This window comes from Candidatus Binataceae bacterium, assembly GCA_035308025.1.
Lineage (GTDB): Bacteria > Desulfobacterota > Binatia > Binatales > Binataceae > JAJPHI01.
This window is the reverse complement of sequence record DATGHL010000032.1, coordinates 1-18,983: the sequence shown is the minus strand read 5'-3', so window position 1 is coordinate 18,983 and position 18,983 is coordinate 1. Positions and strand designations below refer to the sequence as shown.

The following is an 18,983-nucleotide window of genomic DNA, read 5'->3' as shown; positions in this document are numbered from 1 at the left end:
CAATAGGCGATCCTGCCGAGCCGCGGCTGGTGATGCAAATCTTGTCGCTTCGGGATAGAGGCTGCCGCGGTTGATTTCGGCTTTTTACGCCGTTCTCGACCTCGCAATCAGCGTGCTGCGCCGCTGACGCTCAGTTCGTCGAGCAGGGCCTTGGCGTCTTTGAGATCGAGCGTGTCGAAGCCCTCGGTGAACCAGTTGTAGATCTCCGCGAGCATCTCGCGCGCCTCGACGACCCGTCCCTGCATCTTGAGCCATCGCGCGAAACGTGCCGTGCACTGGAGCTGTTCGAACCTGGCTTCACACCCGCTAGCAAATTGGACCGCTTCTCGATAGCCCGCTTCGATCTCAGCCTCGTCGGTGCCGCGTTCGGCAAGCAAGTCCGCTCGCAGTCTCAGTATCTGCGTCCTTCGCCACAAGAACTCTTCGGTTTCGCGCAGGGCTTCCGACATTAGGGCGAGAGCGTCATCAACTCGTCCTTCGCTCGCGCAAAGTTGTGCCTCGGCGGCGATTTCCAACGCGCGGGTCATTCTAAACCCTATGGGCTCCCAAAAGGTTGTCGCCCGCCGCATCCGCTCAATGCCCTCTGCTATTTTACCCTGGATAAGCAAGGCAGAGCCGGCGTAGAATTCGACGTAACCAGAAAAGAAGGGATACTCATCTGTGCGGCGGCGTAACTCGTCTACCTGCTCGAGGAGGGTCTGCGCGTCGCGCAATCGCATAAACAGCGTGCACGCACACATTTGCGCAAAGGCCAAGGGGAATGAACTTTTGAGCCGTTCCGCTATCCGCAAGGCTTCGTTAATCTGCCGCCGCGCAAGATCAGGGAAGCCCAATTCCAGAGTGACCAAAGCATCCATCGCCGCATAGTTGGCCCCATTTACAGGCAAGCGTTGTACATCTGTCTCATCGAAGTAGCCTTTCGCCAAGGTGTAACGCTTTTGCGCGTCCCTGAATCTCGCCCGAAAGGCGAGCGAGTTACCAAGGATAAAATTGGCGGCGCACAACAAGCCGCGATCCTTGCTGACCTCGGCCATGAGCACTTCGCGCTCCGCGAGTTCCTGTCCAATCCTCACTCTTCCATTCACGCTTGCGGAAACCGCTAAGCCGTGCAGGACCAGGATGAGTTGCTGTGTGTCGCCGAGGTTCTCAGCCAGCTGCTGACCACGGGCGAAGGCGCGGTGAGTTGCGGCGTGCGCCCAGCCTTTTGCGCCCCACAACGCCAGCCCCAACCCGACCTGCAGCCCGAGCTCAAGGCGATCCCGTTCGGGGTCCTGAGGCAATCCGGCAACCAAACCTAGCGCACGAACGTAATGACTCTCCGCTTCCACCAAGGCGCCGCGCGCGGCCGCGCGCTCGCCAGCCTTTTGCCATGCGGTGATCGCCTGTTCGGCTTCGCCGGCTTCGGTCCAATGGCGCGCGATGACTTCGGGATGGGTCTCCTTGAGACTCGGGAACTGCTCGTCGATGGTGCGGGCGACGATAAGATGCAGCTCCCTGCGGCGGCTCTTGAGCAGCGCTTCGTAAGCGGCGTCGCGGATGAGCGCGTGTTTGAACTGGTAATGCGCGTTGGGCGCGAGGCCTTGGACATAGAGCAACTCGGCCTCGGCCAACTCGCTCAGCGCCGCTTGCAGTTCAGATTCGGGCACTCGATGCACGGCGTGCAGCAGCGCGTAAGAAAACTCGCGGCCCAGCACCGCGCCGACCTGCGCGACTTCCTTGGCCGCGCCCAGCCGGTCCAGCCGCGCCATCAGGGAGTCATGCAGCGTGGCGGGAATATCCCGTCCGCTCAACTTGCCGTCGCCGCTTTCGAGCACCGCGCGCGTCAGCTCCTCGACGAACAGCGGCACCCCGCCGGTGCGCTCGACCACCGCCGCGATAGTCTCGTCGGACAAGGCTTTTTGCGCCGCCACCTGCGCGACGATCGTGCGGATGTCGCGTGCGCCGAGCCGGTTGAGCGTGAGCTGCGTATGATGCGCGCGCATCGACCACGGCGCGCGAAACTCCGGCCGCGCCGTGTAGATTAACATCAGCGGCACGGTCGCCCCCTGCTCGACCAGCAACTGTGTCACTTCCAGCGTTGATGGGTCCGCCCAGTGCAGGTCCTCGGTCGCGATCACCAGCGGCTGCGCCTTCGCCGCGCCCATCGTCCACGCGACCAGTGTCGCCAGCAGCCTCTTGCGTTGCTGATCGGGCGGCATGCTCAACGGCGAATAGTTGTCGCCCAGCGGCAATTCCAGCAGCGCCGCGATCAGTGGCACGGCGCCCTCGATCTCGACGCCGGTGGCTTTGAGCGAGGCCTCGAGCGCCGCCAGCCGCCGTTCGTGGTTCTGGTTGCTGTGCCAGTTAAAGCTCTGCCGCAGCATCTCGGCGGTCGCATAGAAGGGCGTGTTCTGAAAAAACGCAGCGGTCGAGCCTTCGAGCCAGGTATGGCGCTCGCCGGCGATCCGCTCGCGAAACTCCTGCACCAGCCGCGACTTGCCGATCCCCGGCTCGCCGATAATCGTCACGACCTGACCTTCGCCCTCGACCGCGCGCGCCCAACGGCTCAGCAGAGTGCGCAGCTCATCGTCGCGCCCGACGAACCGGGTGAGTCCGCCCGCCGCGGCCGCGGCTTTGAAGCGCCCCTGCATCCCGCTCGGCCGCACGACGCGGTAGAGCTGGACCGGCCGCTCGATGCCCTTGAGCGCCGGCGCGCCACGCTCCTCGACGACGAAGAGCCCCGAGATCAGCCGATGCGTTTCGCCGGTAACCACTACGGTGTCCGATTCGGCCGCGGCCTGCACCCGCGCCGCGATATTGGCGGTATCGCCGAACGCATCCACCGCATTGCCCGCGCCCGCGCCGACCACCACGCGGCCCGAATCGATCCCGATCCTGACCGCCAACTTGACGTGAGCGGGCTGCTCGTTGAGTTGCGCGATCGCCTCGAGGATTGCGAGCCCGGCGCGCGCCGCCCGCTCGGCGTCATTGTCATGCGCCACCGGATAGCCGAAAAAGGCCATGATGCCGTCGCCGACGTAGCGCACAACTTCGCCGCCGAAACGTGTAATCGCCTCGGCCGCCGCGCGCTGATAGCCCGCCACCGTCGCGCGCCACTCCTCAGGGTCGAGCTGCGCCGTCAGCGTGACCGAGCCCACCAAATCGCAAAACAGAATCGTCAGATGCCGCCGCTCGCCGGCGGCATTGGAATGCGGAACCTTTGACGTTTCGGAGGCCGGAGCGCTGCCCGCATTCAGGGCAGCACCGCAATCACCGCAGAACTTTTCTGTCGGCTCGTTATCAGCCAGGCAAGATTGGCAGCGGATCTTCAGGAGGGCGCCGCATTCGGCACAGAATTTTCGCCCCTCGCGATTCTCTACCGCGCACTTCGAGCAGCGCATTTGATAGCCTCAGCTCGTCGGGCAGGGCACCTCGGCGCACCCAGTTGTAGCCCAATAAGCCCGATAGTGTCTCACGACGTTAGGCGGTGCAACGCCGCTGCTTCAGGATTTCGCGCTGTCGCTATCGGTCGCGTCGGGCTGGGCCTGATCGATTTCCTGCGCTGTGCCGGAATTCCGCGAATCACCCGCGAGCCCTGCGCCGTCAGCAGTGGGCTCGCGCGGGAGTGTGTCGTCCGCCGCGGCAGGGGCTTGACCGGCCGTGTCCAGCGCGTCGGCGAGCGCTTCTTCGATCGCACGAAGCTCCTCGAGGTCGGGCAGCGCGTCGAGACTCTTGAGGCCAAACAGCTCGAGAAAGGCCGGAGTGGTCTCATAGATAAACGGGCGGCCCGCGACTTCCTTGTGCCCGGCAATCCGCGTCAGCCCGCGCTCGAGCAGCGTTTCGAGCACGCCGCCCGTATCGACACCGCGCAATTGCTCGATCTCGGGCCGCGTGATTTGCCGGCGATAAGCGATGATCGCCAGCGTTTCGAGCAGCGGGCGGCTGAGCCGCGGCGGTTTGGCGGAAAGCAAACGACGGACATAAGCCGCATGCTCCCTGAGCGTGCGCAATTGATAGCCGCCCGCGATCTCTTCTAGCGTCAACCCGCGATTGCCGGCCGCATAGTCGGCCGCCAACCCCGCGAGCGCCTGCTTGATCGTCTCCCGCGCAACCCCCTCGAGTGCGTTACCGAGGCGCGCAAGACTCACCGGCTCGCCCGCCGCGAACAGCAGGCCTTCGAGAATGGCCTTGAGCCGTTCCTCTTCCATTAATTTCCGGGCTCGCGGGGAAGGGTCTCGTTAGCGCTTGGCGCTGCGGGCGGGTTCGTTGCTGCGGCTTCATCCGCGCCGCTGTAGCGCTCGCCGCGGCCCAAAAAGATCGAACCGTCGCGCTCATCCTGCCAGACGCGAACGATCCCGCGACGGATCAATTCAAGCAGCGCCATGAAGGTTGCGATCACAATCGAACGATCGGCCAAGCTCTCGAACAGACTGACGAATTCAACGCGCGCATCGGTGGTGAGCGCGGCGAGCACTCGCGGGATGCACTCAGCGACCGGAATGTCGCGCAGCTCGATCCGCCCAGGCGTTCGATCACTGAGACGCTTGAGGACGGCAGCCATCGCCTGCACCAGGTCGAAGACCGACACGCTGTATGGTGGGGCGCTGTCGTCGGGCGGGGGCGGCGCCTCGCCGCGAGTGGCGAAGACTTCGCGACCAAGAATCTCGCGCTCGCCGAGCTTGGCCGCAGCCTCGCGATAACGCTGATATTCGAGCAGCCGCTCGACCAGGTCGCGACGCAGCTCTTCGGCCTCGCCGGTATCCACCAGCTCCGGATGAGGCAGCAGGTTGAATGATTTGATCAGGAGCAGCGTCGCCGCCATGACCAGGTACTCGCCGGCGACGTCGAGATTGAGTTCGCGCATCAGGTCGAGATGGGCCAGATATTGCTCGGTGATTATGCTGGCGGCGACATCATGCGGATCCAGTTCGGCGCGCTTGATCAGATGGAGCAGCAGGTCGAGCGGTCCCTGATACACGGGTAGCTCGAAGCGCGGAGGGTCGGCGCTCGAGGCTCCCGGCGTCTGATTCTCCTCCTTGGTCACAACAGCGCGCCCACGATCGAGTTAATCAGCGGATCCATGATGCGGCCCAGCCAATCCGTATAAAGGAGCAGGAACAGGAGGATAAAGCCATAGCGTTCGAGCCGTGCGAAAGGCCGCGCGAGGCCCGGCGGCAGCAAACCCGCCAGCACGCGGCCGCCGTCGAGCGGCAGCAGCGGCAAAAGATTGAAAACGCCGAGCATCACATTGATCAGAACTGACGCGAGGATCATCCGCGCGAGTATCGGGCCTGTGCCGCTGAATTCGCCCGTATGCGCTTGGACGAACCTGAAAGCAAGCGCACTAATCGTCGCCAGGGTGAAATTGGTCGCCGGTCCGGCCGCGGCAACCAGCACCATCCCAAGCCGCCGCGGCCGCAGCCGGCTAAAGTCCACCGGCACCGGTTTGGCGTAGCCGAACACCGGCAAATGCGCGAACAGCAACAATGCCGGCATGATCAGCGTGCCGAACGGATCGACGTGGCGGAGCGGATTGAGCGTCAGGCGGCCGGCGCGCGCAGCGGTCTCGTCGCCGAGCCCACGCGCGACAAAACCGTGCATCACCTCGTGCAGCACGATCGCGAAAATCGTCGGCACGGCCCAGACCAGCAGCGTCGCCGTGAAGTTCGACCCGCGCGCCACCTCAATCCTCCGTGCTGGGCCGAGCGGTCGGCGTGCGGCGGGCGCGCGGATGGAAGGTGCGATGGACCTTGCGCAGATGCGCACGCGTCAGATGCGTGTAGATTTGCGTCGTCGAAATATCGCTATGGCCGAGCATCTCCTGCACCGCGCGAAGGTCGGCGCCGCCCTCGAGCAGATGGGTGGCGAAGCAGTGGCGCAGAGTGTGCGGACTAATCCAGCTCAGTTGCGGATTCAGCGCGACCCAGCCCTTGAGCGCTTTGAAAAACCCTTGCCGCGTCATCGCGCGGCCCAGCCGCGTGAGAAACAGCGCCGCGTTCGGCTTCATCGCAGTAACCGCAGGCGCCGGCTGCACGCGACCGTCAGCTGAGCTGCGTGCGAGGGTCGCCTGATGGCGGGCCGCGAGGTAGAGCTTGAGCGCGCGTAGCGCTGCGCCGCCAACCGGCACGATCCGTTCCTTGCCGCCCTTGCCTAGCACCGTCACGACACCGCCCTTGAGGTCCACCTGGTAGAACTTCAAGCTCACCAACTCGGAAACGCGCAGGCCGCAGCCGTAAGCAATTTCGAGCATCGCGCGATCGCGCATCCCACGCAGCTCAGTGCAATCAATCGCTTCGAGCAAAATCTCGACGTCGGCGCGGGTCAGGGTGCGCGGCAAGGGCCGCGGATGCGGCCGCAGCCGCAGCGTCGCCGTCGGGTCGCGCCCGAGGGTCCCCACGTCCACCAGCTCGCGCACGAGGTCGCGCACTGCCGCGAGGCGCCGCCGCTGGCTCGTCACCTTGAAGCCGCGGGTCGCCAGCTCTTCGAGCCACGCCGTCAGGATGCGCGCGTTGAGCATCCCGGGCTCGACGTCGCGACGCTCGCAGAAAATCCGGAAATCGCGCAGGTCGCCGCCGTATGCTTCAAGCGAATTGCGGCTGAGGCCGTGCTCAACTGCGATCCGCGCAAGATGGCGATCGATGATCGTGTCCCACGCCGAAACCTGCGCCGCCACCTCGCCCGCGCTCATCCTGAGGCCGACACCGCGGCGGCGGGCGGTGCTTCGAGCCGCGCGAGCAACGCCAACTTGAGCGCGCGCATGCGTTCGAGATCCTCGATCTTATTGCCGGCGCCGTCGCTGATATAGAACACGTCGAACGCCTGATCGGCGTTGGTCGAGATGCGTGCGAGATGGATCACGTAACCGAGCTCGAAGATCGTGTGGGTGATGGCGAAGAGCAGTCCAGCGCGATCCGGGGTGAAAACATCGACCACGGTACTTTCTTCGGAGCTGCGATTGTCGATGATCACTTCGGTCTCGGTTCGGCGCGGTGATGATGGCCGGCTAAACGGGCGGCGCAGCGCATCGGCGACCAGTTCCGCAACCTCAAGCTCGCCCTTGAGCACCTTTTCGAGCACGCGGTTGACCCGATCCCAGCGTTCCTCTTCGAGGGCGAGCTCGCCGAGCCCGAGCGCGACACGGAAGGCGTCGAGCGCGACGCCGTCGGCGCGCGTCGTGATCTGCCCGGCGAGAATATCGAGGTTGTTGGCGGTCAGCACACCGGCGATCTTCGCGAACAGTCCCGGCTGATCGCGGGTGACTACGGTGAACTCGGTGAACTCGAGTTGTGCGAATGCGCGATCGCGGCAGACCAGCGGTTCGCCTTCATCCAGCGCCAGCATCATCTCGAAATGCATCCGGATATCGCCTTCGGGCACCGTCAGAAAATAGCGCTCCGGCATCAGCTCGACGAACTTAGTGATCTCCTCCGGCGGCGCGTTGGCGGCGGTCAGCATCTCATGCACGTCATGCTTGACCAGCGCCAGCCGGCGCGCAGGATCCACGGCCTCCTTGTTGCCCTGCTCGAGCGGCTTGAGCGCCTTGATGTAGAGTTCGCTGAGCAGCATGTCGCGCCACTTGTTGTATACCTTGGGGGCGACCGCGCGCATGTCGGCAAACGTCATCAGGTAGAGCGCCTTGAGGCGAACGATCGAGCCGGTCAGCCGCGCGAAGTCCTCGACCGTGCGCGCGCTATTGACGTCGCCCTTCTGCGCGACCTGCGACATCCACAGATGGTTGCGCACGAGGAACACCACCAAGTCGGTCTGTTCGCTGTCGAGCCCGAGGCGGGCGCAAACCTGCTCGGTCAGCACCGCGCCGCGCTCATGATGGTCGTGGCCGTGACCCTTACCGATGTCGTGCAGGAGCAACGAGAGATAGATCAGCGGAAGTTCGTCGCAGCCGCGCGCGACTTCGGTCAGCAGCGCGTTGTCGTCCTTGAACTCGCCCGCGCGCAGGCGTTCGAGATAACCGATCGCGGCCAGCGAATGCCGGTCGACGGTGTAGATATGGTAGAGATCGTGCAGGACGCGCGCTTCGAGATTGCCGAATTCCGGAATGACGGCGCCGAGCACGCCCGCACGATGCATCGCCTCCAGCGTCTCGGCGACCCGCGACGGTCCGCGCAAAATCGTCAGCAGCGCTTCACCGGCGTGCGGACTGTTCCGCAGTTCCTCGCCGGCCAAGGCCAGATTGTCGCGCACGGACTGGAAGGCGCTGCCGGAGAGCTCGACCCCGTGCGCCTGGCAATCGGCGAAGATGGTGATGAGGTTCAACGGCGTCCGTGAAAAAAAATCCGCATCGGTGAGGCCCAGGCTCTGCTGCTGAATCACCACGCCCGGCCGAATCAGTCGATTTTGACGCCACCAGCGAAAGCGCTGGGGCGCGATCTCTTCCTGCACCCGCGCGAGCCAGCGCTCGGAGAATTGAAAGATCACGCTGGCCTGCTGGTAATAGGCGCGCATCAACTGTTCGCTCGCAGTGGCGCCTGCGACGTCGCGGAAACCAAGCATCGGCGCGATCTGCTCCTGGAGCTCAAAGGTGATCTGATCGACATGCCGCTTGCGCAAAAAATGGATTGAATTGCGCACGCGATAGAGGAAATCCTGCGCCGCAGTGATCTCCGCCAGGTCGCGTTCGTTGATCACCGCCTTTTGCATCAGGTCTGCGAAGGTTCGCACCTTGTATTTGACCTTCGCGAGCCACAGCGCCGTATGCAGGTCGCGCAGGCCGCCGTCACCCTCCTTTAAATTGGGCTCGAGCAGATAGACCGAGTCGCCAAAGCGCTTATGGCGCTCGCGGGTCTCCTCGAGTTTCGCTTTGAAGAATTTCGACTGGTCGTGGTCGAGCACGTCGCTGATCAGCCTTTTTTCGAACTGGGCGTAAAGCTTCGCGTCGCCCGCGAGAAAACGGGCGTCGAGGATCGCAGTTTTTTCCCACAAATCACCGGCCGCCATGCTCATGCACTCGCCGATGTTGCGTACGGCGTGCCCGATCTGAAGCCCGACGTCGAAGAGCGCGTACAGCATGCCCTCGGTCACGATTTCCGCATAAGGACCGCGTTTGTAGTCGTGCAGAAATATCAGATCGAGATCGGAATACGGATTAAGCTCGCCGCGGCCATAACCCCCGCGCGCAATTATGGTCAGCCGCTGGTTGAGGCGCGAGAAGCGGCGCCGTGTGTGCCCTGCGTCCGCATGCAGATACAGCGCGCGGATTAGCCGGTCGGTCGCTGCGGTGAGTTCGCGGACGATTTCACGGCCGCCGGCGCCGGCGCGATGACGCTCGAAGAGCTCCGCCCGCACCTGCGTGAGAAATTCGCGCGCGAGCGCACCCGCAGAATCCGTCCGCGCAAATTCGGCGACCAGCGCGGCTTCATCACGCACTGCCAGCGCATCGTTCAAAGATTGCCCACCGCCTCGTCGTCCTCCAGATAGTGAATCACGGCCGCGCCGATGCCGTCGGCGAGCGCCGCCTGATATCGCGGCGCACTTAAGCGGCGCGCCTCATCGGGGTTGGATAGAAATCCGCACTCGACCAGCACAGACGGCATCTCGGCGCCGACCAGCACATAGAACGGTCCCTGCATCGCGCCCAGCGCCCGCAGCCCGAAGCCTTGCGCGTCCGCCGCAGCTACGCTTTCAGTTTCGATCATTTGCGCCAGCGCGACCGCTTCATTTGCCTTATAGCCCTGACGCAAATCCGTCAGGACGTAGTTTAGGTTTGGCTCGCCGCGATCGCTAGAGGCCTCAGCGGCGCCGTTCTCCATGCGCGCGAGCCGAATCGTCGCGCGATCGGTCGTATTGTTCAGGTAGTAAGCGCCGATGCCGGTGGTGTTGACGTCCGGGCTCGAATTCAAGTGGATCGACACGAACAGCGCAGCATGGTCGCGATTAGCGATCGCGGTCCGCTCTCCGAGGCTCAGGAAGCGATCGTCATTACGCGTCAATTCCGCAGCAACGCCTGCGCCCTCGAGCACGCGTTGCAGCCGCGCCGCAATCTGCAGCGCCAGATCTTTTTCGCTCACGCCATCGTCTGATCGCGTACCCGGATCGCGACCGCCGTGCCCGGGATCGATTACGACCAGGGGCCGTGGATTTTGCGGCCGTGGCTCGGCAAGCGCGACTGGAACGGCCGGCGCTGGAACAGTCGCCGCCGGCGCCGGGTCTGCTGCACTAAATACCGCCGTGTCTTTACGTGCGATTCGCGCCGGTGTCCGTCCCGGCCCGTCGTGCAAATCGACACCCGCGACGAGGTTCGGTGCGGTTCCAGCGCGCGCAAATCTGATGATCAACTCGCGGCCGGTGACGCCCGCGGCGTAATCAACCTTGCCATCCACATCGATAACAATCCGTGCGGCGCCGGAGCCGGTGTCCGCCACCGCGACGGCGCGGATCGGCGCGACCTCGCGGCCGGCGAACGGACGCGAGGCGAGCGCAATCCGGGTTTGCTCGAAATCGATGATAAGCTGTTGCCGATTTTCACGCAGATGCCAGACGAGTCCGCGCCCGCGCAGATCGAAGCGCAGCTCGACGAAGTCGCCGGCCGCGCGGAGCGCGGCGTTGGTTATGATCGTGGCGCGCGCCGCGGTCGCTGTCGTCATCACTACAGTCAGTGTCGCGGTCATCATCGCAGCAATGGCCACGGCGTAGAGGCGCCGATCGGATCCGTGCCGCCTCCTCATGCCCACTACTCGCGTCGACGGCTGCGCTCGACGATCCGCGCCAAGGCGTTGAGCGCGTCGATCGGTGTCAGCCGATCGACCTCAATCGCCGCGAGTTCGTCGAGCGTCCGCTGCTCGGATGCGGTGAAGAGATTTATCTGCGGCGCAACCGGTCCGCCGGGCGAACGCGCCAACCGCGCCGCCCCGGTTTCGTCGAGTTCGCCGCGTTCGAGATTGCCGAGGATTTCGCGCGCCCGCGCGACTAAGCTCGCCGGTAAGCCCGCTAGCCGCGCGACCTCGATCCCGTAGCTCCGGCTGGCCGGCGCCTCGACTACGCGACGGAGAAACAGCACCTCGCTGCCCCACTCCCGCACCGCCATACTGAGATTTTTCACGCGCGGCCGCTCGCGCGCAAGGTCGGTCAGTTCGTGGAAGTGCGTGGCGAACAGCACTTTGGCGCGCGTCGCGTCGTGCAGATACTCGGCTACGGCCCATGCGATGGCGAGTCCGTCGAAGGTGCTGGTGCCGCGCCCGACTTCGTCGAGCAGCAACAGGCTGCGCGCGGTCAGCCCTTCGAGCAGCCGCGCCGTCTCGCGCATCTCGACCATGAAGGTCGACTCGCCGCGCCGCAGTTCGTCACGCGCGCCGATCCGCGTCAGCACGCGATCGGTGATGCTGACGCGGGCTTCGACCGCAGGCACGAAACTGCCCATCTGCGCCATGATCACGATGAGCGCGACTTGGCGCAGATACGTCGATTTGCCCGCCATGTTGGGTCCGGTGATCAGCAGGAGCTGCCGCTCGTCCGGATCGCAGTCGAGGTCATTGGGCACGAACTCGCCGGGCCTCATGCCGCTCTCCAGCACCGGATGGCGGCCGTCACGGATTTTGATCGCGCCGCCGGCGTCCATCGCGGGCCGCACATAACCGCGCCGGCGCGCGACCAGCGCCAGCGACATCAGCGCGTCGAATTCGCCGACCGCCGCCGCAGTTGCGAGGATCGCGCCGGCGTGTCCGGCCAGTTCGCGCAAGAGCTTCATGAACATCTGCAATTCGAGCTCTTTGAGCCCGCCTTCGGCGCTCAAAATCTTGCGTTCAAGCTCCTTTAACGCGGGTGTCGTGAAGCGTTCGGCGCCGACCAGGGTCTGTTTGCGCTCGTAGTCCGCCGGCACCCGCTCGAGGTTGAGCCTGGTGACTTCGATATAATAACCGAATACCTGGTTATAACGGACCTTGAGCGAAGGGATACGCGCGCGTTCGCGTTCCGCCGCCTCCATCTGCGCGATCACGCCACGCGCGTCGCGCGCCAGCGCGCGCAGCTCGTCGATTTCCGCGCTGAAGCCGCGCCGAATCGCGCCGCCATCGCGCGGATTTACCGGCGGCTCCTCGCTAATTGTCGAGTCAATCAGCGCCGCAAGCGCAGGCTGTGCTTCGAGGCGGCCGGTAAGATCTTGCAACGTTTCGCCGCGCCGCTCGCTGAGCCAAGCTTTGAGCGCGGCGACAGCGCCCAAAGCCTGGCTCAGCTTCAGAGTGTCGCGCGGGCTCGCGCGCAGACTGCCGATTCTGCCCGCCAGCCGCTCGAGGTCGCCGATCTGGCGCAGCGCCGCTGATGGCGCCCCGCCCAAATCGCTGTCGAACAACTCCTCCACCGCGTCGTGCCGCCGGCGAATCGAAGCGATCTCCATCAGCGGATAGACCATCCAGTGCGCGAGCGTCCGCGCCCCGATCGGCGTCAACGATTCGTCGAGGACCCCGAGCAGCGAACCGCTGCGCCCGCCGTCGCTGGAGGTGATCAGCTCAAGATGCCGCCGGGTGGTTTCGTCCACCAGCATGAACTCCGCCACCTGGTAGGCCTGCGGCGGACGGAGATGGGAAAGGTTGCCGCCGAAATTTTCCTTGACGTAGCCGAGCGCGGCCCCGGCCGCTGCCGCGATTACGTCGTCGAGCTCGCCGAGACCCTCGCCGAAGTGAGCCGCAAGCGCAAAGCGCGCGCTTGACGAATCGAACGCGGCCGCCTCGAGTCGCGTCAGCGGATAGCGCAGACCTCGGAGTAGCTCGGCGATTTGCGGATTATCCGGGGGCGCGAGGAGTTCGCGCGGACTCAGCCGCGCCAGCTCTTCGCGCGCCCCGGCGATCCCCGTAATGCGTGCGGTGAGAAATTCGCCGGTCGAAACTTCGAGCGCCGCGAAGCCGAAACCCTGCGCGCCGCAAGCGATCGCGAGCAGGAAGTTCTTCTCGTCCGCGACCAGCACGGTCTCCTCGCCGATCGTGCCGGGCGTGATCACGCGGACGATCTGCCGCGGCATCAGGCCGCGCGCCGCCGCCCGGCCGTCGCCGAGACCGGTGAGTTGAAACGCGCCGCCTTTGCCGCTCGAACCTCCGGCCCCGCCCTCGGGTGCGCTCTGCTCACAGATTGCAACCTTAAGTCCGGCCTTGAGCAGCTTTGCGATATAACCTTCGGCCGCATGGTAGGGCACGCCGCAGAGCGGCACGCCGTCCTTCGAGCGCGACGTGAGCTGAATATCGAGCACGCGCGCGCCGACCTCGGCGTCCTCGAAAAACATTTCGTAAAAATCGCCGAGACGGAAAAACAGAATCGCGTCCGGAACCTTCTGCTTGACGCTCAGGTACTGCGCGACGAGCGGTGTCTGCTTGATCGGCACGGGAGCGCCAAGCTTAGCCGCAGCGTCGGACGGGCGCAAAATTGCCGCGCCGCGGCGTCAACGCCAGGCGCGACTCAGCGTCGCGCGGCGGCGCCGTTGAGGCCGTCGGCGGCGTCGAACAGACGCAGTTGCTGGGGCGAGCGATCGCGTGGAATTTCGACCGGGTAGTTGCCGGTGAAGCAGGCGTCGCAGAAGCCGTCGCGCGCTTCGCCCATGAAGGAGTAAAGTCCGTCCCAGCTTAGATAACCGAGCGAGTCTGCGGTGATGTATTGGCGAATCTCCTCGACGGAATGCGACGACGCCAGCAGCTCTTCGCGCGTTGGCGTGTCGATCCCGTAGAAGCACGAGTTGGTCGTCGGCGGCGCCGCGATCCGCATATGCACCTCGCGCGCGCCGGCCTGCCGCAACATCGGGATGACCTTGCTGAGCGTGGTCCCGCGCACGATCGAATCCTCGATCAGCACGATCCGCTTCCCGCGCAGCAGCTCGGCGACCGGGTTGAACTTGATCTTGACGCCAAAATGGCGAATCGACTGGCGCGGCTCGATAAAGGTGCGGCCGATGTAATGGCTGCGCACCAGCGCCATCTCGAACGGCAGCCCGGACTCCTCGGCGTAACCGAGCGCGGCGGCGTTACCCGAGTCGGGCACCGGCACCACCAAATCGGCGTCGGCCGGGGCCTCGCGCGCGAGCGCGCGCCCGTGCGTCTTGCGCACCTGATAGACGTTGCGGCCGTAGAGGAAACTGTCGGGCCGCGCGAAATAGACGTATTCGAAGATGCACCGCTTGGCCGGCGCCGGGCCGAACGGCCGGAACGAGCGCAGGCCGTCGTCGCTGATCACCACGATCTCCCCGGGCTCAATCTCGCGCACGTACTCGGCCCGCACCAGATCCAGCGCGCAGGTCTCCGACGCGACGATTATGGCGTTGTTAATCTTGCCAATCACCAGCGGCCGAAAGCCGTGCGGATCGCGCGCCGCGATCATCCCGTCCTCGGTCAGGAGCGCCATCGAGTAGGCGCCCCGCACCTGCATCAGTGCTTCCGCCACCCGCTCGGGCAGGCTCGCGGCGCGCGACCCGGCAATCAAATGAATGATCAGCTCGCTGTCCGACGAGGATTGGAAAATCGATCCACTGGCTTCGAGCCGCTCACGCAACTCGCGGAAATTTACGATATTGCCGTTGTGCGCGAGGGCAAGGCCGCCCTGGGCATATTCAACCACCAGCGGCTGGCAATTCTTGAGCGAGGTTGAGCCGGTAGTCGAATAGCGATTGTGCCCGATCGCGCTGGTGCCTTCGAGCTGTTCGAGCACTTTGCTGTTGAAGATGTCGGCGACCAGCCCCATCCCGCGATGAGCGATCAGCGATTTGCCGTTCGACGAGACAATTCCCGCCGATTCCTGCCCGCGATGTTGCAGCGCATAGAGGCCCAGGTATACGAGATTGGCCGCCTCCGGATGGCCGAACACGCCGAACACGCCGCACTCGTCATGGAAGGCGTCGATCTTGGCTTCGTCGACTACCACTCCGAGGTCATCCGCTGCCTGACCGTCGTTGCGGCTCATGACCCACCGAGCCTTCGCGGCAGAGCTTCCTCATATATTCGCATCAGCTCTGCCACATCTTCGTCGATTAGATGCATTATTTTAAGTCGCGGCGTCGGCGTCACCCGTCCGATAATCTTCGCTTCGAGCGGCGCGAATATCTGTCGAATCGCGTCAATGTTTTCAGCCGCGACCGAAAGAATTACCGTTGAAGCGCCTTCGCCGAACAATTCTGCCGGTGTCTCACCGATCTTCTCGACCGTGCAGCCCAACTGCGCAGCGCGAACGAAGCAGGCTTCGGCGAGCGCCACCGCAAGTCCGCCATCGGAGACGTCATGAGCTGAGCTTATCAGCCCCCTTCCCGCCGCATCAATCAACCCCTCGATCAGCCGCCGCTCGCCCGCCAGATCGATCGCGTTCAGCGCTTCGTCGGCGATCCCGAACAGCGCCGCATACTCGCTCGCCGCCAGCGACGGCGCGCTCGTCCGCACCATCAGGACGAGATCGCCTGCGGTAGTGAACCGAGGGCCGACGTGGCGCGCCACCTCATCGAGAATTCCCACCACTGCGATCGTCGGCGTCGGCGGAATCGCGCGGCCCTCGGTCTCGTTGTAAAAGCTGACGTTGCCGCTGATCACCGGCGTATCAAAAGCGATCGCGGCGTCGCACAGTCCCTCGATCCCGCGGATGAACTGCCACATGATCTCCGGCCGCTCGGGATTACCGTAGTTCAAGCAGTTGGTGATTCCCGCCGGCCGCGCGCCCGCGCAGGCGACATTGCGCGCGGCCTCGCAGACCGTCGCGACCGCGCCGAGATACGGATCGATCGCGCACGCGCGCGGATTCGAATCGACCGTCAGCGCCAGCCCGCGCCGCGATCCCTTGATCCGCAGGATCGCTGCGTCGCCGCCCGGACCCGCGATCGTGTTGCTCTGCACAAGCGAATCGTACTGCCGGAAGACCCATCGTTTTGACCCGACGTTGGCGCTCGCGAGCAGCGCCCGCAGCGCCGCCGGCGCGCTAGCGTGATCGAGAATCTCGCGCGCCGCATTGAAACCACGCCCAGCCGGTGTTTGCGCCCCGGCTTCCACTCGACTTGTGGGCGGCGCCGACGGCCGATCGTAGACGGGCGCGGCGTCACTCAGCGCCTGCACCGGAATATCGGCCACCACGCTCCCTCGATAGATCGCGCGCCAGCGGCCGTCATCTGTGACTTTGCCGACCACCGGCGCGTGCAGATCCCATTTCTCGAAGACGGCAGCGAGTTCGGCCTCGCGTCCGCGCTCCGCGACGATCAGCATCCGCTCCTGCGATTCCGACAGCAGCATCTCATACGGCGTCAGCCCGGCCTCGCGCGTCGGAATCCGATCCAGCTCGAGTTCGATCCCGAGTCCGCCGCGCCCGGCCATCTCGCTCGACGACGACGCCAGCCCGGCCGCCCCCATATCCTGAATCGCCACAATCGCTCCGGTCTTCATCGCCTCCAGGCAGGCTTCGATCAAAAGCTTCTCGGCGAACGGATCGCCAACCTGCACCGTCGGCCGTTTCGCCGCGCTCTCGGCATCGAACGCCGCCGACGCCAGCAGGCTGGCGCCGTGGATTCCGTCGCGGCCCGTCGCCGAGCCGACGTAGATTACCGGATTGCCCGCGCCGCGCGCCTGCGCGCTCTGCAAATCCTCGCGCCGCGCCAACCCCAGGCAAAATGCATTGACCAGGATGTTCCCATTGTAGGCCGCGTCGAACATCACCTCGCCCGCGATCGTCGGCACCCCGACGCAATTGCCATAGCCGCCAATTCCGCCGACGACACCCGCGAGCAGATACCCGGTTCGCGGATGCTCGAGCGCGCCGAACTTGAGCGAGTTCATGCTCGCCAGCGGCCGCGCCCCCATCGTGAAGATGTCGCGGATGATCCCGCCGACTCCGGTCGCCGCGCCCTGATACGGCTCGACGAATGACGGATGGTTATGGCTTTCAATTTTGAACACGGCAACCCAGCCGTCGCCGACGTCGATCGCGCCCGCGTTCTCGCCCGGACCGCCGACCACGCGCGGACCGCTCATCGGCAATCGCCGCAGATGCTTCCGCGACGACTTATATGAGCAATGCTCCGACCACATCACCGAGAAAACGCCGAGCTCAGTGAAGCTCGGCGTACGCCCGAGGAGTTTGACGATCGCGGCATATTCCGCGTCGCTCAGGCCGTGGCTGCGCGCCGCCGCGAGATCAACGGTTGGTTCACCCGCGAGGGTCATTTCTGCCTAGCCGGCGCTCGTGATCAACGATCTAAATAGCTTGAGGCCGTCATCTCCACCGGCGAGCGCCTTCTCGACGGCATGTTCCGGATGAGGCATCAAACCGAACACGTTGAAACGTTCGTTGGCGATCGCTGCGATCGCCCGCATCGAGCCGTTCGGATTCGCTTCGTCGGTCTCACGCCCGCCCGCGTCGACATAGCGCATCAGCACCTGTCCGCGTTCCTCCATCGCGAGCAACTCAGCCTCAGGCGCGACGTAGCAACCCTCGCCATGCTTGATCGGCAGCCGCAGTAGTTCACCCTCGCGCGACGCGCAGGTAAACGGCGTGCGCGCATTCTCGATTCGCACCGTCACCTGCTCGCAGATAAACGCCAGCGAACGATTGCGCGTCAGGGCGCCGGGCAGCAGATGGGCCTCGCACAGAATCTGGAAACCGTTGCAGATGCCAACCACCAGGCCGCCGTCGTTGGCGAACCGGATCAAGCTCTTCATGATCGGCGAAAACCGCGCGATCGCGCCGCAGCGCAGATAATCGCCGTAGCTGAAGCCGCCCGGCAGCACGATACATTCCGCGCCCTCAAGGCTTTCGTCCTTGTGCCACAATATCTTCGCGTCTTGATCGAGTACCACGCGGAGCGCGTGGATAGCGTCGTTATCGTCCAATGAGCCGGGGAAGCGGACCACACCCCACTTCATGCAGCGCCCCGCTTCATACGTCTGCGACCTCGAGTCGATAATCCTCGATCAACGGATTGACCAGCAGCCGCTCGCACATCTCGCGCGCCGCGGTTTCCGCGACGCTCGCCGACCCGGCGTCGATTTCGAGCACGATGTAGCGCCCGATATGGACCGAGCTGACATCCGCGAATCCAAGGCTTCTGAGCGCGCCTTCAGCCGCCCGGCCCTGCGGATCTAGGATACCCTTGCGGGGTGTGACGTAGATCTTGACGGTCAAGTTCACGCCGCCCGCGCCGTCGTCAGCCTTCGACCCGCCGCAGCATCTCCTGATACGCCCCCTCCACGTTGCCGAGGTCGCGCCGGAAGCGATCCTTGTCGAGCTTCTCGCGCGTCGCCTTGTCCCAGAAGCGGCAGGTGTCCGGGCAAATCTCGTCGCCGAGCAAAATCTCGCCTTTGTGCCGCCCGAATTCGAGCTTGAAATCCACCAGGATAATCCCGCGCTCATCGAGAAACCCGCTCAGCACCTCATTGACCTTGAGCGCCATCGCGTGAATCGCTTCGATCTCGGCCGCCGTCGCCCAACCGAACATGATCGCATGTTCAGCGTAGATCAGCGGATCGTCGAGCGGGTCCGACTTGTAGTAGTACTCGACAATCGGATGAGGCAGCGCTTCGCCCTCCTCGCGCCCCAGCCGCTTCGCCATCGAGCCTGCGACGATATTGCGCACCACCGTCTCAACCGGCACGATCTGCAGCCGCTTGCACAGCATGTCGCGATCGTTCAGCCGCCGCACGAAATGCGTCTTGATCCCGGCGCGCTCCAGCACTCCGAAAAACAGCTCGGAGAGGCGGTTGTTGATGACGCCCTTGTCCTCGATCGTTCCGCGCTTCTTCGCATTGAACGCCGTCGCGTCGTCTTTGAAATAGGCGATTACGAGGTCGGGGTCGGGCGTCGTGTAGAGCTTCTTGGCCTTGCCCTCGTAAAACATTTCGCGTTTTTCAGGAATCGTTTCCATCTTATTGCTCCGTCGGGTCAAGGATTTAGTGTGATGCGTCTATTTTATATGAATGCCGTACTGGTATCGCCACGATTGGCGGATGCACGTCAGCGGCGCTTATCCACAAAATGACTGATCTATTCACACCGACTCAACCGCGCCTGTTTATGCTCATAATTTGAAAATGCGCATTCCTTCGACG

General features: G+C 64.3%; 13 protein-coding genes. All 13 read right to left on the bottom strand.

The window, feature by feature from the left end; all coding sequences use genetic code 11:
* Positions 1 to 107: 107 nt before the first annotated feature.
* Positions 108 to 3,380 carry an AAA family ATPase gene (locus VKS22_10395; GenBank protein HLW71021.1) on the bottom strand — a complete coding sequence of 1,091 codons (3,273 nt, stop codon included), beginning with the start codon at positions 3,378 to 3,380 and terminating at the stop codon, positions 108 to 110.
* A 102-nt stretch (positions 3,381 to 3,482) separates the two neighbouring features.
* The gene (scpB, locus tag VKS22_10390; GenBank protein HLW71020.1) at positions 3,483 to 4,187 is read right to left on the bottom strand and encodes an SMC-Scp complex subunit ScpB; all 705 of its coding nucleotides are present in this window, start codon (positions 4,185 to 4,187) and stop codon (positions 3,483 to 3,485) included.
* Positions 4,187 to 5,023 (bottom strand): segregation/condensation protein A, encoded by an 837-nt coding sequence (locus VKS22_10385; GenBank protein HLW71019.1) that lies wholly within the window; start codon positions 5,021 to 5,023, stop codon positions 4,187 to 4,189. The genes scpB and VKS22_10385 overlap by 1 nt, the downstream gene beginning before the upstream one ends.
* Positions 5,020 to 5,661 carry a site-2 protease family protein gene (locus VKS22_10380; GenBank protein ID HLW71018.1) on the bottom strand — a complete coding sequence of 214 codons (642 nt, stop codon included), beginning with the start codon at positions 5,659 to 5,661 and terminating at the stop codon, positions 5,020 to 5,022. Before VKS22_10380 ends, VKS22_10385 begins: the two co-directional genes overlap by 4 nt.
* A gap of 1 nt (position 5,662) precedes the next feature.
* Positions 5,663 to 6,667, bottom strand: coding sequence for a tyrosine recombinase (locus VKS22_10375; GenBank protein ID HLW71017.1), 1,005 nt, complete (start codon positions 6,665 to 6,667; stop codon positions 5,663 to 5,665).
* Positions 6,664 to 9,381, bottom strand: coding sequence for a [protein-PII] uridylyltransferase (gene glnD / locus VKS22_10370; protein ID HLW71016.1), 2,718 nt, complete (start codon positions 9,379 to 9,381; stop codon positions 6,664 to 6,666). Before glnD ends, VKS22_10375 begins: the two co-directional genes overlap by 4 nt.
* Complete coding sequence (locus VKS22_10365) at positions 9,378 to 10,607, bottom strand: N-acetylmuramoyl-L-alanine amidase (protein HLW71015.1); 1,230 nt, start codon at positions 10,605 to 10,607, stop codon at positions 9,378 to 9,380. The genes glnD and VKS22_10365 overlap by 4 nt, the downstream gene beginning before the upstream one ends.
* A 59-nt stretch (positions 10,608 to 10,666) precedes the next feature.
* On the bottom strand, positions 10,667 to 13,303 hold the full coding sequence (gene mutS / locus VKS22_10360) for a DNA mismatch repair protein MutS (protein HLW71014.1): 2,637 nt from the start codon (positions 13,301 to 13,303) through the stop codon (positions 10,667 to 10,669).
* Between the two features lie 74 nt (positions 13,304 to 13,377).
* On the bottom strand, positions 13,378 to 14,868 hold the full coding sequence (gene purF / locus VKS22_10355) for an amidophosphoribosyltransferase (protein HLW71013.1): 1,491 nt from the start codon (positions 14,866 to 14,868) through the stop codon (positions 13,378 to 13,380).
* Positions 14,865 to 17,102: a phosphoribosylformylglycinamidine synthase subunit PurL gene (gene purL / locus VKS22_10350; GenBank protein ID HLW71012.1), complete on the bottom strand. Its 2,238-nt coding sequence runs from the start codon at positions 17,100 to 17,102 to the stop codon at positions 14,865 to 14,867. Before purL ends, purF begins: the two co-directional genes overlap by 4 nt.
* Before the next feature lie 6 nt (positions 17,103 to 17,108).
* On the bottom strand, positions 17,109 to 17,801 hold the full coding sequence (purQ, locus tag VKS22_10345) for a phosphoribosylformylglycinamidine synthase subunit PurQ (GenBank protein HLW71011.1): 693 nt from the start codon (positions 17,799 to 17,801) through the stop codon (positions 17,109 to 17,111).
* 13 nt (positions 17,802 to 17,814) lie between these two features.
* A complete protein-coding gene (purS, locus tag VKS22_10340) occupies positions 17,815 to 18,066 on the bottom strand; it encodes a phosphoribosylformylglycinamidine synthase subunit PurS (GenBank protein ID HLW71010.1) in 252 nt (83 codons plus the stop codon).
* A 16-nt stretch (positions 18,067 to 18,082) separates the two neighbouring features.
* Positions 18,083 to 18,799: a phosphoribosylaminoimidazolesuccinocarboxamide synthase gene (gene purC, locus VKS22_10335; GenBank protein ID HLW71009.1), complete on the bottom strand. Its 717-nt coding sequence runs from the start codon at positions 18,797 to 18,799 to the stop codon at positions 18,083 to 18,085.
* Between the last annotated feature and the right edge of the window lie 184 nt (positions 18,800 to 18,983).

Coding starts and splice junctions, on each gene's coding strand:
- VKS22_10375 (HLW71017.1), bottom strand. CDS start 6,667: ATGAGCGCGGGCGAGGTGGCGGCGCAGGTTTCGGCGTGGGACACGATC.
- scpB (HLW71020.1), bottom strand. CDS start 4,187: ATGGAAGAGGAACGGCTCAAGGCCATTCTCGAAGGCCTGCTGTTCGCG.
- VKS22_10395 (HLW71021.1), bottom strand. CDS start 3,380: ATGCGCTGCTCGAAGTGCGCGGTAGAGAATCGCGAGGGGCGAAAATTC.
- VKS22_10365 (HLW71015.1), bottom strand. CDS start 10,607: ATGATGACCGCGACACTGACTGTAGTGATGACGACAGCGACCGCGGCG.
- purC (HLW71009.1), bottom strand. CDS start 18,799: ATGGAAACGATTCCTGAAAAACGCGAAATGTTTTACGAGGGCAAGGCC.
- purL (HLW71012.1), bottom strand. CDS start 17,102: ATGACCCTCGCGGGTGAACCAACCGTTGATCTCGCGGCGGCGCGCAGC.
- purQ (HLW71011.1), bottom strand. CDS start 17,801: ATGAAGTGGGGTGTGGTCCGCTTCCCCGGCTCATTGGACGATAACGAC.
- purF (HLW71013.1), bottom strand. CDS start 14,868: ATGAGCCGCAACGACGGTCAGGCAGCGGATGACCTCGGAGTGGTAGTC.